We start from the raw sequence: 13,004 nt of genomic DNA on the forward strand, positions 1-13,004 counted from the left end.
CCGTCCGGTCGTCGTGCGCGCGGATGCGCGTCAGCGGTCGATCCACGCCGAGCCGAACCACGGCGTGGAGACGGCCGTGGTGCGCACGTCGTGCACCTTCGTGGAGACGAGGAAGTGGTTCTGCTGGTCGTAGAGCGGGAGCACCGTCGCGCTGGCGAGGATGTCCTTCTGCGCCTGCTCGTACAGCTCGCCGCGGTCGTGCGTGTCGGCGGTCTGCGCGGCACGCTCGAGGAGCGAGTCGACCGTCGGGTCGTCGAGCTGTGCGAGGTTCGCGAAGTAGCCCGACGGCGCCGGCTTGATGCTCGCGCTGTCGTACAGGATGCGGAGCACGTCGGCGCCGACCTTCGTGTACGGCGCGCTGACGACGTCGTACTGGTTCGCCGCGAGGGCCGCGTACCAGCTGGAGAGGTCGAGCTCCTTGATCTCCACGTCGAAGCCGACCTCCTTCTCGGAGGCCTGGATCTGCTGGAACAGGCTGCGCTCGGCGGGGATCGACTGGTTCGTCGACACCGGGAACGTCACGGTCAGACGCTTGCCGTCCTTTGTGCGGATGCCGTCCGAGCCCTTCTTCCAGCCGGCCTGGTCGAGGAGCTTGCGCGCCTGCGCCGCGTCGTGGTCGAAGAGCTCGTCGCCGTCGGCGGAGTACGCGAACGGTTCGACGCTCGACAGCAGTGCGTACGAGCGCTTCGCGGTGCCGAGGAAGAGCGACTTGATGCCGGGGTCGACGTCGGCCCCGTGGATGAAGGCCTTCCGGACGGCCTCGTCCTGGAAGACCCCGTGGCCGGAGTTCAGCTCGAGGCGGTTGGAGGCGCCCGGGCGCGGAGCATCGAGGTCGCGGATCGACCCACCGGCCTTCGCGGCACGGATCTGGTCGGGTTGTGCGTTGTCGATGACGTCGACCTGGCCGGACTGCAGCGCGGCGTAGCGCGAGGTGGAGTCGGGCAGGAAGCGCCACGTGATCCCGCTCAGCCGGGGCTTCGTGGTGCTGCCGGCGGGCTTGCCGAGGGGCGTGTAGTCGGCGTTCTTCGTCAGTGTGACCCGGTCGCCGTGCTTCCAGTCGGTGACCCGGAACGGTCCCGTGCCGACGGGGGACTCGCAGTTCTGGGCCTGGGAGCGCTCGAGCGCCTTCGGGGACTCCATGCCGACCCAGGGCTGCGAGAAGGACTCGAGCAGGGCGCTGTCCGGACGGCTCAGGGTGAGCGTGACGGTGTGGTCGTCGGTCACCGTGGCCTTCGTGATCGACTGCAGCGCGAGGTACCCGGTGCTCGACGCCGTCGCCGGGTCCTGCACGTGCTCGATGTTCGCCACGACCGCAGCCGCGTCGAACGGGGTGCCGTCGGTGAACGTCACGTCGTCGCGGAGCCGGAAGGTGAGCGTCTTGCCGTCGTCGGAGGTCTTCCACGACGTCGCCAGCGCCGGGACCGGTCGGCCGTCCTCGAGTGCGGTGAGCTCCTCGATGTACTGGCTGGACAGCAGCGCCTGCGGGTAGTTGCCGCCGACGTGCGGGTCGAGGCAGGTCGGTTCGGCGTCGCCGGACGCGTAGACGAGCGTCCCGCCCGCCACGGGCGTGCTGCTCGTCGACCCGCCTCCGCCGCCGGTGCAGGCGGTGACGGCCAGGAGGATCGTGGCGGCGCCCGCCAGGGAGGCCACGACGCGCGCGCGGCTTTTCTGTACTGAGTCCAACTTCATGGCTCATCGAGTCTAGCGGTTTACTGGGCGCATGGACCTCGAGCACGGCGACGACGACCGGGCTCGCCGCGGCGGTCGGCCACGGCGCTCCAGCGCCGAGGTCCTCGCCGACGCCGCGGCCGAACTCTTCCTCGAGCAGGGGTACGGCCGGACCACCGTCGACCAGATCGCCGCACGCGCCGGGGTGAGCCGCGCCACGTTCTTCAACTACTTCGCCGCGAAGTCCGACGTCATGTGGCTCGAACTCGACGCCGCGGTCGCCGCGATCCCCGCGCTGCTCGACGCCTCCGCCGAGCCGAGCCCGGTCCGCGCCGTCGAGGACGCCCTGCTCGCCGCAGCACGCCAGCACGACCCGGAGCGGGTGCCGTGGGCCGTCGCGCAGGCCGAGGTGATGGGGATCGGGCCCGAACTCGTGGCGAGCGTCGCTGCGCGGGTGATGCAGCAGCACGGCGCGGTCGCCGGGTACGTCGCCCGGCGCACCGGCGACCGGACCGGGGCGCTCTGGCCGCAGACCGTCTCCGGTGCACTGCTCGGCGCCGCCGCTGCGGCCTTCGGCGTGTGGGTCGGCGACGGCGTCGGCCGCGGCCCGCTCGTCGAGTACGTCGCGGCGGCGCTCACGCCCGTCGCGGACGGCCTCGACGCCGCGTGACGGGCGTCACGACCGGAGACGGCAGGGGCACTGCACCGCCCGGCGCCTGAGCGCTTCCGCGGGAACGGGCTGCTCCGTCACGGGCTCGGTCCGGGGCCGCTCACTACGATCGGGCGCCGTGCCCCCAGCCCTCCGCAGCCCCGGACGCCGCAGTGCGGTCCGGACGACCGCGCTGGTCGTCGTCGTGGTCGCCGGGCTGTACGTCGCGTACTGGAACCTCGGACGGCAGACCGAGTACGTGGACGAGTTCACCTACGCCGGTGCCGGGTGGCAGTACGTGCACGGGACGTTGAGCGGCAACCTGCAGCACCCGCCGACGGCGAAGTACCTCTACGGACTCGTGCAGCTCGTCCTCGGGGAGGGCGTCGGTGCGGCGCGCGTCGTCGCGGCCACCGCTTCGTTCGGCACCGGCGTCGTGCTCTTCGCCTGGCTGCGCCGACCGATCGGGTTCTGGGGCGCGCTCCTCGCGGCGGGCTGGTGGTGGTGCACCCCGCGCGCGGCCGCGGCCACCTGGGCGGACGTGGCCTCCGGCGCCGGCGTGCGGATCGACCGGTTGGCGCTGCTCGAGCCGCTCATGGTCTTCTTCGCGGTGGCCGCCGTCGCGGTCGCCTGGCACGCGACCACCCGGGAACCGGACGGGGCCCGGGGTCGGTGGTGGTCCGGGGGGTGGTGGGCGCTGTCCGGTGCGCTGTTCGCCCTGTCCGTGACCTCGAAGGTGTCCACCGCGGTCGTGTTCCTCGCGATCGCCGCCCTGCCGGCACTCCACCGACGGTGGCGCGCCTACGCGATCGGTGCCCCGGTCGCCGCGGTGTCCTTCCTCGTCGTCTTCGCGGCGGTCTACCTGCCGGTCGGCGGGGTCCGCGCGATCCGGTTCATGCTGGCGTTCCAGACGGCGCACGACGTCGACGGGCACACGACGACGCTGCTCGGCCGGCAGTACCAGTTCGCGCCGTGGTGGGCGAACGCCGCCCGGGTCGTCGAGGGGGTCGGTTGGCCGACCGTCGTCGTGCTCGTGCTCGGGCTGCTCGCCGCGGTCGTGGTCCGTCCCGACCGCCTCGTCGCCGTGCTCGGCATCGCCCTCGCGGCCCTCGTGGTCTTCTACTGCACCGCACAGGTCGCGCTGCCGTACTACTACGACGCGTGGATGCCCTGGGTGATCGCGCTCGCCGCGACCGGTCTCGTCCGGATCGCTCGCCTGCGACCACCGTGGACGACCGTGCTCGCGGTCGTGGCCGTCGCCCTCACCGTGCTCCCCGCCGCGATCGTGGTGCGGACCGTCGCCGACAGCCGGGAGACCGGGTACGCCCGGCTCGGTGCCGTGCTCGCCGACCGCGGTGTGCCGCCGGCCGACCGGATCCTCGTCGCGGGGTCGCCGCGGTCGGCGTTCTCGCACTGGACCGGGCGTCGCGCTTCGACGGACGCGGCGGCGCGCGGGGACTTCGGGGTCGTCGTCGCGGGAGCCGATGCGCGGTTCCCGATGCGCCCCGCGCTCCGCCGGCTGCTCGCCGACGAGCCGCACCGGTTCACCGCGTTCCGACTGGACTTCCTCCGGGTGTGGGTGGTGCGGGGCGACGAGGCCGTCCGGGTGCACGACGGCCGGGCCTCGCTGGTCCGGGAACGCTGAACGCGGCCGGCCAGGGGCCCGGCGCACGCGGGTGCCCGCCAGCGCCCGGCGCCGCACTGTCGGCGGCTGCCGCGCTCCTACCGCTCGGTCCGCAGCGTCCCGGCCCCGCCTGATGCGACGTCCTCCACGGTGCCGTCCCGCACCGTCGCGGGCACCTCACCGTCGCCGCGGGAGACGAGCGACTCGTCGCCGGGGATGCTCAACGTCAGGACCGCCTCCTCGATGTACCGGCTCTCCTCCAACGACGCCTCTACACGACGCAACCGCACCGCCACGTGGTCCTCGTCCTCGTTCCCGGTCAGGTCGACGGCTGCCACGAGGAACACCCGCGACGGCCCGACGAACTCGAGGTGCAGGTACGTGACCCGCTCGATCTCGCGCCGGCGGAGCAGCTCGGAGAGCACCGCGTCCTCGAGCTCGGGCGAGGTGGCCTCACCGACCAGGAAGCGTCGGTTCCGCTCGATGAGGACGATGGCCACGACGCCGAGCAGCAGCCCGACCGCGATGGAGCCGATCGCGTCGAACACCGCGAGCCCGGTGACCTGGTGCAGGAAGACGCCGAGGAACGCGATCACGAGGCCGATGAGCGCCGCGGCGTCCTCCGCGAACACCGCCCGGAGCGTCGGGTTCGACGACTGCAGCACGTGGCGGAGCACCGGGACGCGGCGTTTCGTGGCGGCACCGTGCGCCTGTCGGTACGCCTGCACGAAGCTGGTGCCCTCGAGGAGGAACGCGACGCCGAGCACGAGGTAGTTCAGCAGCAGGTCCTCCGCGGGGCCGGTCTCGCCCAGCTCGGTGATGCCGTGCCAGATCGACACGACGGCACCGGCGGTGAAGAGCCCGAACGCGGCGAACATCGACCAGATGTAGGTCTCGCGTCCGTAGCCGAGCGGGTGCTTGGTGTCCCGGGGCTTGGCGCCGCGTCGTTCCGCCACGAGCAGGAAGACCTCGTTGCCGGTGTCCGCCCAGGAGTGCGCGGCCTCGGCGGTCATGGACGCCGAGCCGGAGAGCAGCGAGGCGACGGTCTTCGCGATCGCGACGAGCAGGTTCGCCGCGAAGGCGATGATGACGGTGAGGAGCGATTCGGGGCGCTCGGGCTCATCGGAGGAGGGCATCGCTCCAGCATGCTCCGCTCGGGTAGACTCGTCCCAGCAGGCGTCGAACCGGCCATCACCGGGGAGCCTCCGGAAGAACCCGGCAGTCGGCACGACCGACGGCCGGCAGTAGAACCGGGCGGACCGGACCGCACCCCCATCCGGCGAACGAGCGGTCGGTCGCAGCGCGAGCAGCGTCCGGCAAGCGAGGTGGTACCGCGGAGCACGCTCCGTCCTCGTGGAGACGAACCGAACCCACAGGAGCCCCCAGGTGCGCTACCCGCTCAACTCGGACGCCGACGGCGTCACGCCCTCGCCGAGCTTCCCCGCCGTCGAGCAGGGGATCCTCGCCTTCTGGAAGGGCGACGGTACCTTCCAGGCCTCGATCGACCAGCGCGAGGGCTGCCCGGAGTGGACGTTCTACGACGGCCCGCCCTTCGCCAACGGCCTGCCGCACTACGGCCACCTGCTCACCGGGTACGCGAAGGACGTCTTCCCGCGCTACCAGACCATGCGCGGCAAGCAGGTGCACCGCCGCTTCGGCTGGGACACCCATGGCCTCCCCGCCGAGCTCGAGGCCATGCGCCAGCTCGGCATCACCGAGAAGCACGAGATCGACGCGATGGGCGTCGACGTCTTCAACGCGGCCGCCAAGAAGTCGGTCCTGCAGTACACCGACGAGTGGCAGCAGTACGTCACCCGGCAGGCGCGCTGGGTCGACTTCGAGAACGACTACAAGACCCTCGACGTCACGTTCATGGAGAGCGTGCTGTGGGCGTGGAAGCAGCTCTGGGACAAGGGCCTGGCGTACGAGGGCTTCCGGGTGCTGCCGTACTGCTGGAACGACCAGACCCCGCTGTCGAACCACGAGCTCCGCATGGACGACGACGTCTACCAGTCGCGGCAGGACCAGTCCGTCACGGTCGCGTTCCCGCTGCGCGGGGCCCGCGCCGACGAGCTGGGACTCACCGGGGTGCGCGCGCTCGCGTGGACGACGACCCCGTGGACCCTCCCCACGAACGCCGCCCTCGCGGTCGGACCGTCGATCGCGTACGCGGTCGTCCCGGCAGGGCCTGGAGGCGCGGCTGACGGTGGCGCCGCCGGTGTCACCTCGTACCTGCTCGCGTCCGACACCGTGGCAGCGCACGCGAAGGACCTCGGCTACGAGAGCGCGGACGACGCGCTCGCCGCCGTGCTCCGCACGGTCGCCGGCACCGAGCTCGACGGCGTCGGGTACGAGCGGCTGTTCGACTTCCTGGCCGAGGCGGAGGGCTACGAGCACGCCTGGCGCATCCTCGTGGCCGAGTACGTTGAGACGGGCGAGGGCACGGGCATCGTGCACCAGGCCCCGGCGTACGGCGCCGACGACCAGGAGGTCTGCGCGGCCGCCGGCATCCCCGTCGTGCTGTCGCTCGACGAGGGCGGCGTGTTCACCTCGCAGTTCGGCGAGGTCGCGGGCATGCTCTGGTCCGACGCGAACAAGCCGCTCACCAAGGCCGTGCGCGACGCCGGCCGCCTGCTCCGCCAGGCGTCCTACGAGCACAGCTACCCGCACTGCTGGCGCTGCCGCAAGCCGCTCATCTACAAGGCGGTCTCGTCGTGGTTCGTCCGCGTCACCGAGTTCCGCGACCGCATGGGCGAGCTCAACCAGGACGTCAACTGGGTGCCGGACAACGTCAAGGACGGCCAGTTCGGCAAGTGGGTCGGCAACGCGATCGACTGGTCGGTCTCGCGCAACCGCTACTTCGGCACGCCGATCCCTGTCTGGCAGTCGGACGACCCGGCACACCCGCGCACGGACGTGTACGGCTCGCTCGAGGAGATCGAGCGGGACTTCGGCCGGCTGCCGGTGAACGCCGACGGCGAGGTCGACCTGCACCGTCCGTTCATCGACGACCTGACCCGCCCGAACCCGGACGACCCGACGGGCCGGTCGACCATGCGGCGCATCTCGGACGTGTTCGACGTCTGGTTCGACTCCGGCTCGATGCCGTACGCGCAGGTGCACTACCCGTTCGAGAACCGCGAGTGGTTCGAGGCGCACAACCCGGCCGACTTCATCGTCGAGTACATCGGTCAGACCCGCGGCTGGTTCTACGTCATGCACGTGCTGTCCACCGCGCTGTTCGACCGTCCGGCGTTCCGCAACGTCATCAGCCACGGCATCGTCCTCGGCTCCGACGGCCAGAAGATGTCGAAGTCGCTGCGGAACTACCCGGACGTGTCCGAGGTGTTCGACCGTGACGGTGCCGACGCGATGCGCTGGTTCCTCATGTCGTCGTCCGTGATCCGCGGCGGCAACCTCGTCGTGACCGAGGAGGGCATCCGCCAGGGTGTCCGCGAGTTCCTGCTCCCGCTCTGGTCGACGTACTACTTCTTCACCCTGTACGCCAATGCCGACGGGTACCAGGCGCAGCGCAGCACCGCGAGCACCGACGTGCTCGACCGCTACCTGCTCGCCAAGACCCGCGTGCTCGTCGCCGACGTCACGGAGCACCTGGACGCGCTCGACACCCCGCTCGCGGCGCAGGCCGTCCGCGACTTCGCCGACGTGCTCACGAACTGGTACGTGCGGCGTTCGCGCGACAAGTTCTGGGCCGGCGCGGCGTCGAGCCCCGAGGCACGGGCCGCGTTCGACACGCTGTACACCGTGCTCGAGACGCTCGCGCGCGTCGCGGCGCCGCTCGCGCCGCTCGTCACCGAGGAGGTCTGGAAGGGCCTGACCGGTGGCCGTTCGGTGCACCTCGAGGACTTCCCGTCGGCCGACGAGTTCCCCTCCGACGACGCCCTCGTCGCCGCCATGGACCGCGTGCGCGACGTCGCCTCGAAGGGGCTCGCGCTCCGCAAGGCCACCGGCAAGCGCGTCCGGCTGCCGCTCGCGACGCTGACGCTCGTCGTGCCGGACCCCGCGGCGGTCGAGCCGTTCACGGACATCCTTCGCGACGAGCTCAACGTCAAGCGGGTCGTGCTCGAGCAGCAGGCCGAGGAGTCGCTGGCGCAGTACGGCATCGAGCGGAAGCTCACCGTCAACGCCCGCGCCGCCGGGCCGCGCATCGGCAAGCAGGTGCAGCAGGTCATCCCGGCCGCCAAGCGCGGTGACTGGGTCGCGACCGAGGCCGGCGTGACGGTCGGTGGCGTCGACCTGGTGGAGGGCGAGTACTCGCTCGACCTCACGGTGGCGGACGACTCGGTGGCCGTGGCGTTCCTCGACGGCGGCGGCTTCGTCGTGCTCGACACGGTGACGTCGCCCGAGCTCGAGGCCGAGGGCCTGGCGCGTGACGTCGTCCGCGCCGTCCAGCAGGCCCGCCGCGACGCCGACCTCGACGTCAGCGACCGCATCGCCCTGACGCTCGGGGTGTCCGACGACGCCGCCGACGCGGTCCGGACCCACCGCGACCTCATCGCGGGGGAGACCCTCGCGACCGCGGTCCAGGTCGTCCCGCTCGCCGCGGGCGCGACGGCGACCGACGTCGGCGAGGCAGCGAAGGTGTCCGTGGAGGTGGCACGCGCATGAGCGAGCAGAACGAGCACGAGCACGGGTACGACGACGAGGATGCCGGCGCCGATGGCATCGAGATCCCCGCAGGTCCCGCAGCGCACACCCCGGTCGACCCGTCCCCGGCGGACGGGGACGACGAAGAGGTCCGCCGTGTGCAGGCGGCCCTGTACGCCCGGATCGGCGAGCAGGCCCCCGAGCACCGGCTGAGCGCGACCCGTCGTGCGGTCGAGCTCCTCGGCGACCCACACCTGTCGTACCCCGTGATCCACATCACCGGGACGAACGGCAAGACCTCGACCGCCCGGATGACCGAGAGCATCGTCCGCGCCCACGGCCTGCGGACCGGACTCATGACGAGCCCGCACCTGGTGTCGATCCGGGAGCGCATCGTCATCGACGGCGAGCCGATCGCCGCGGACCGGTTCGTCGAGAACTGGGACGACATCGCCCCGATCCTGGAGATGACCGACGAGGAGCTCACCGCGAAGGGCGAGCTGCCGCTGACGTTCTTCGAGGCGCTCACCGTCCTCGCGCTCGCCTGCTTCGCGGAGGCACCGGTCGACGTCGCGGTGATCGAGGTCGGCATGGGCGGCGAGTGGGACTCCACCAACGTCGTGCAGAGCCAGGTCGCCGTCTTCACTCCGATCGCGATGGACCACGCGAAGCAACTCGGCAACACCGTCGCCGAGATCGCGCGCACGAAGTCCGGGATCATCAAGCCCTCGTCGGCGGTCGTGTCCAGCGCGCAGACCCCGGACGCGCTCGCCGAGCTCGAACGGGCCGCCGAGCTCACCGAGTCGAGCCTGTCGGTCGAGGGCACCGGCTTCCGGGTCACGAGCGACACCCCGGCGGTCGGCGGGCAGCTCGTCAGCGTGCAGGGCCTGGCCGGCACCTACGACGACCTCTTCGTGCCGCTGTTCGGTGCGCACCAGGCCCACAACGCCGCGGTCGCGATCGCGGCGGTCGAGTCGTTCCTCGGCCGTGGCTCGCAGGCGCTCGACGAGGACGTGCTGTCCGAGGGGCTGGCCGCAGCGACGAGCCCCGGACGGCTCCAGCCGATCGCGCAGGACCCCGTGGTCGTCGTCGACGCCGCGCACAACCCGCACGGCGCCAGGGCCCTGGCCGACGCGCTCCCGGTGGCCTTCCCGTCCGAGCACGTCGTCGGCGTCGTCGGGATCCTCGGCGACAAGGACGCCCGCGGGTTCGTCCGGGCGCTCAAGGACACCGTGCAGACCTTCGTCGTGACGCAGCCGCCGGGGGAGCGGGCGCTCGACGCCGACGCCTTCGCGCGGATCGTCGTCGACGAGGTCGGCGCGGACCGCGTCGTCGTCGAACCGGCGCTCGACCAGGCGCTGCAGGAGGCGCGCGACCTCGCGGACGAGGCGGACGCGGAGGACGCCCTTGTCCTGGTCGCCGGCTCCATCGTGATGGTGGGCGCGGTCATGGACCTGGTGCACGCGGAGGGCGGGGCGAAGTGACGGAGCCGAACCGCGCCTCCAGGCCGGGACGACCGACGAAGGCGGCCCGTACGCCGCGCCAGCGGAGGCCCCGGCGCGACCGCGGAGCACGCGAGAGCCTGCTCGCGATCACCCTCGGGCTCGAGGCCGTGATGTTCTTCTTCCCGATGCTCGTCACGTTCGGCAAGCACACGCTGCCGCCGCTCGTCGCGTTCGGCGGCGGCATCGGCGCGATCGTGGTGCTGGCGCTGGCGTCACGGCTGACCGGCAACCGCGCCGGTGTATGGTTCGGGTGGCTGCTGCAGGCGGCCATCCTCGCCACCGGCTTCATCGAACCGTTCATGTTCGCGGTGGGCGCGGTGTTCCTGGCGCTGTGGGTCTACTGCTTCGTCAAGGGCGGTCAGCTCGACCGGCAGAACGCCGCACGACGAGCCGCTGCCGGCGAGGGCTGACCACCACCCCACGACCCCGTCAAGGAGTTCTGCATGTCCGACTTCGAAGAGACCCTGGTCCTCGTCAAGCCCGACGGCGTCGCCCGCCAGCTCACCGGCGAGATCCTCCGTCGGATCGAGGCCAAGGGCTACGAGATCGTCGACCTGAAGATGCTGACCGCGCCGCGCGACCTGCTCGACGCCCACTACGAGGAGCACCAGGGCAAGCCGTTCTTCGAGCCGCTCGTGGAGTTCATGCAGTCCGGCCCGATCGTCGCCGTGCGTGTCGCGGGGAACGGCGTCATCGCGGGCTTCCGCTCGCTCGCCGGCACCACCGACCCGACCTCGGCTGCACCCGGCACCATCCGCGGTGACCTCGGCCGCGACTGGGGCCTCAAGGTGCAGCAGAACCTCGTGCACGGCTCGGACTCGCCGGAGTCGGCGGCCCGCGAGCTCGGCCTCTGGTTCGCGTGAGCGACGACCGACACGCGGGACCGCAGGAGCGAACGGCATGACGAACAACGACCGACCGAGCAAGAACGAGCGGCGCGCGCACGCCCGTGACGTCGCCCGCCAGCGCGCCGAGGCCGAGCGCCGCCGCAAGCGCCGCAACAAGTGGTTCCTGCAGGGCGGCATCGGCCTCGGCATCATCGCGGTCGCGGCGATCGTCGCCATCGTCGTGGTGAACGTGAACAACGCCAACACCGTCTCGGCCACGGGCCCGAAGAACATGATCACGGGCGCGATCCAGTTCACGGGGAAGGACGGCACGGTCACACCCGTGACCTCCGGCGCGGTCTCGGCGGACGCGTCCGCGTCGCCCAAGCCCACCACCGGTCCCGACGGCACCGTCCAGGTGACCGAGTACATCGACTGGGCCTGCCCGGTCTGCAAGCAGTTCGAGGCGGCCTACGCCGACCAGATCCTCGACAAGGTGAAGTCGGGCGACGTGACGCTCGCGATCCAGCCGGTGTCGATCCTCGACCGCAGCTACCAGAACACGCGGTACGCGAGCCGCGCCGCGAACGCAGCCATGTGCGTCGCGAACTACGAGCCGGACAAGTTCCTCGACGTCCAGACGCAGTTCTACGACAACCAGCCCGAGGAGGGTACGGCGGGGCTCACGAACAAGCAGATCGCCGACCTCGTCGACAAGGGCGGAGCGACGAGCGCGAAGGTCGCGGACTGCCTCTCGAGTGAGCAGTTCAAGGGCTGGGTCACCCGGTCCACCGACACCGTCGTGAACGATCCCGCACTGCAGGGCACGCAGGGCTTCGGCACCCCGACCGTCCTGGTGAACGGCGAGAAGCTCGCGAACCTGACGGACGTGATCACGAAGATCGACGCCGCCGCGAAGTAGGCCCGGCACCACAGCCAGAACGCCCCCGCTCCGCATCGGACGGGGGCGTTCTGCTCGGACCAGCGACCCACGGGCCGAGGCGGGCCGCCGTCGGACGGTCCGGTGGAGGTGCGGACGATCGGCGCCCGGTCGGAGCCGCCGAGTCGACCGCGTGGGAGCCCGTTCGGCCAGCGAGGACGTCCGGAAGGACCCGTCGCCGCAGCCGGCCGCCGCCGTCCGTCAGCTCCCAGCAGCACGCAAGCGGGCAGCCCCTGCGCCGTCCGCTCGAGGGGACGGCGCAGGGGCTGCCGGGTCGGTGTCGCGGGGAGGCCTTACGCCTTGCCGCCGTTCTGCAGGACGAACGCCGAGAACGCGTCGGTGTCGGTCAGCGAGCCGGTGTACTGCTTCCCGTTCACGATGACCGTCGGCGTCCCGGTCACCTTGTCGAGGGACGAGTTCGGGATCTTCTCGTTGAGCGCACGGTTCGTGGCGTCCGCGACCCACCCGGCGAACCGCTGGTCCGTGATGCACGTCGCGACGTCCTTGCTCGTCGCCCCGGCCTTGGCCGCGAGCGACGCGAGCTCGTCGTTCGTCAGGCCGCGCGTGTTCTCCGACGGCTGGTTCGCGTAGAGCGCGGTGTTGTAGGCGAGGAAGTCCTGCGGGTCGTCGTTCGCGACGCAGGCGGCTGCGGCGGCGGATCGCGTGGAGTACTTCGACCCGAGCGACACCCGGTCGAGCAGGTTGAACGGGTGCAGCTCGAGCGTCGCCGAGCCGTTCTCGACCCACTGCTGGATCTGCGACATCTGCGCGGTCTCGAACTGGTTGCAGTACGGGCACATGTAGTCGGAGTACACGGTGATGTTCGCCACCGAGTCGTCCTGCTTCGTCGCGGTGGGCTTCCCGCCCTCGGGGATCGCCTTCGTCGTGACCGGCTCGATCTTGCCGTCGACGCCGTGCAGCACGATGCCGTCGCTCGCCATGTTCGCCGGACCCGGACCCGCTGGCTGCACCGAGTTCGCGACGACCAGCACGATCGCGCTGATGACCGCCAGGCCGCCCACGATGATGCCGCTGATCGTCAGCGTCCGGTTGCGGCGGCGACGCGCCTGCTGCTTCTCGCGTGCGATCCGTGCACGCTCACGTGCCTCGTCCCGACGCGCCTTCTTGCCCTGGTTCTCGCTCATCGGTTCGAGCGTAGGTGCCGGGCGCGCACCTCCGGGGC

General features: G+C 71.5%; 10 protein-coding genes. 7 read left to right on the forward strand and 3 right to left on the reverse strand.

The annotated features are described in order from the left end of the window. Window positions 1-30: 30 nt before the first annotated feature. Complete coding sequence (locus ABC270_RS07145) at window positions 31-1,689, reverse strand: ABC transporter substrate-binding protein (RefSeq protein WP_412880144.1); 1,659 nt, start codon at window positions 1,687-1,689, stop codon at window positions 31-33. A 31-nt stretch (window positions 1,690-1,720) separates the two neighbouring features. On the opposite strand from ABC270_RS07145, the gene ABC270_RS07150 reads away from it, so the two are divergent. After that, on the forward strand, window positions 1,721-2,338 hold the full coding sequence (locus tag ABC270_RS07150; protein WP_412880145.1) for a TetR/AcrR family transcriptional regulator: 618 nt from the start codon (window positions 1,721-1,723) through the stop codon (window positions 2,336-2,338). A 118-nt stretch (window positions 2,339-2,456) separates the two neighbouring features. Further along, complete coding sequence (locus tag ABC270_RS07155; RefSeq protein ID WP_412880146.1) at window positions 2,457-3,962, forward strand: hypothetical protein; 1,506 nt, start codon at window positions 2,457-2,459, stop codon at window positions 3,960-3,962. A gap of 77 nt (window positions 3,963-4,039) precedes the next feature. On the opposite strand, the gene ABC270_RS07160 is transcribed toward ABC270_RS07155, so the two are convergent. Beyond that, entirely contained in the window at window positions 4,040-5,077 is a 1,038-nt protein-coding gene (locus ABC270_RS07160; protein ID WP_412880147.1) for a cation diffusion facilitator family transporter, read from the reverse strand. Between the two features lie 250 nt (window positions 5,078-5,327). On the opposite strand from ABC270_RS07160, the gene ileS reads away from it, so the two are divergent. From ileS to ABC270_RS07185, 5 genes are read left to right on the forward strand one after another with little or no spacing between them, the layout of a single operon-like run. Beyond that, a complete protein-coding gene (gene ileS / locus ABC270_RS07165; protein WP_412880148.1) occupies window positions 5,328-8,570 on the forward strand; it encodes an isoleucine--tRNA ligase in 3,243 nt (1,080 codons plus the stop codon). Beyond that, window positions 8,567-10,033: a bifunctional folylpolyglutamate synthase/dihydrofolate synthase gene (locus ABC270_RS07170; protein ID WP_412880149.1), complete on the forward strand. Its 1,467-nt coding sequence runs from the start codon at window positions 8,567-8,569 to the stop codon at window positions 10,031-10,033. Before ileS ends, ABC270_RS07170 begins: the two co-directional genes overlap by 4 nt. Continuing rightward, on the forward strand, window positions 10,030-10,464 hold the full coding sequence (locus ABC270_RS07175) for a DUF4233 domain-containing protein (protein ID WP_412880150.1): 435 nt from the start codon (window positions 10,030-10,032) through the stop codon (window positions 10,462-10,464). The genes ABC270_RS07170 and ABC270_RS07175 overlap by 4 nt, the downstream gene beginning before the upstream one ends. A 33-nt stretch (window positions 10,465-10,497) precedes the next feature. Further along, complete coding sequence (gene ndk / locus ABC270_RS07180; protein ID WP_412880151.1) at window positions 10,498-10,917, forward strand: nucleoside-diphosphate kinase; 420 nt, start codon at window positions 10,498-10,500, stop codon at window positions 10,915-10,917. Window positions 10,918-10,954: 37 nt separating this feature from the next. After that, window positions 10,955-11,803 (forward strand): DsbA family protein, encoded by an 849-nt coding sequence (locus ABC270_RS07185; RefSeq protein WP_412880152.1) that lies wholly within the window; start codon window positions 10,955-10,957, stop codon window positions 11,801-11,803. A 311-nt stretch (window positions 11,804-12,114) separates the two neighbouring features. On the opposite strand, the gene ABC270_RS07190 is transcribed toward ABC270_RS07185, so the two are convergent. Then, on the reverse strand, window positions 12,115-12,966 hold the full coding sequence (locus ABC270_RS07190) for a DsbA family protein (RefSeq protein ID WP_412880153.1): 852 nt from the start codon (window positions 12,964-12,966) through the stop codon (window positions 12,115-12,117). Window positions 12,967-13,004 lie beyond the last annotated feature (38 nt).

This window comes from Curtobacterium phoenicis, assembly GCF_047238015.1.
Classification (GTDB): Bacteria; Actinomycetota; Actinomycetes; order Actinomycetales; family Microbacteriaceae; genus Curtobacterium.

Bases quoted from the DNA above. Each gene is read 5' to 3' on its own strand.
- ABC270_RS07145 (WP_412880144.1), bottom strand. From the start codon at position 1,689: ATGAAGTTGGACTCAGTACAGAAAAGCCGCGCGCGCGTCGTGGCCTCC.
- ABC270_RS07150 (WP_412880145.1), top strand. From the start codon at position 1,721: ATGGACCTCGAGCACGGCGACGACGACCGGGCTCGCCGCGGCGGTCGG.
- ABC270_RS07160 (WP_412880147.1), bottom strand. From the start codon at position 5,077: ATGCCCTCCTCCGATGAGCCCGAGCGCCCCGAATCGCTCCTCACCGTC.
- ABC270_RS07170 (WP_412880149.1), top strand. From the start codon at position 8,567: ATGAGCGAGCAGAACGAGCACGAGCACGGGTACGACGACGAGGATGCC.
- ndk (WP_412880151.1), top strand. From the start codon at position 10,498: ATGTCCGACTTCGAAGAGACCCTGGTCCTCGTCAAGCCCGACGGCGTC.
- ABC270_RS07185 (WP_412880152.1), top strand. From the start codon at position 10,955: ATGACGAACAACGACCGACCGAGCAAGAACGAGCGGCGCGCGCACGCC.
- ABC270_RS07190 (WP_412880153.1), bottom strand. From the start codon at position 12,966: ATGAGCGAGAACCAGGGCAAGAAGGCGCGTCGGGACGAGGCACGTGAG.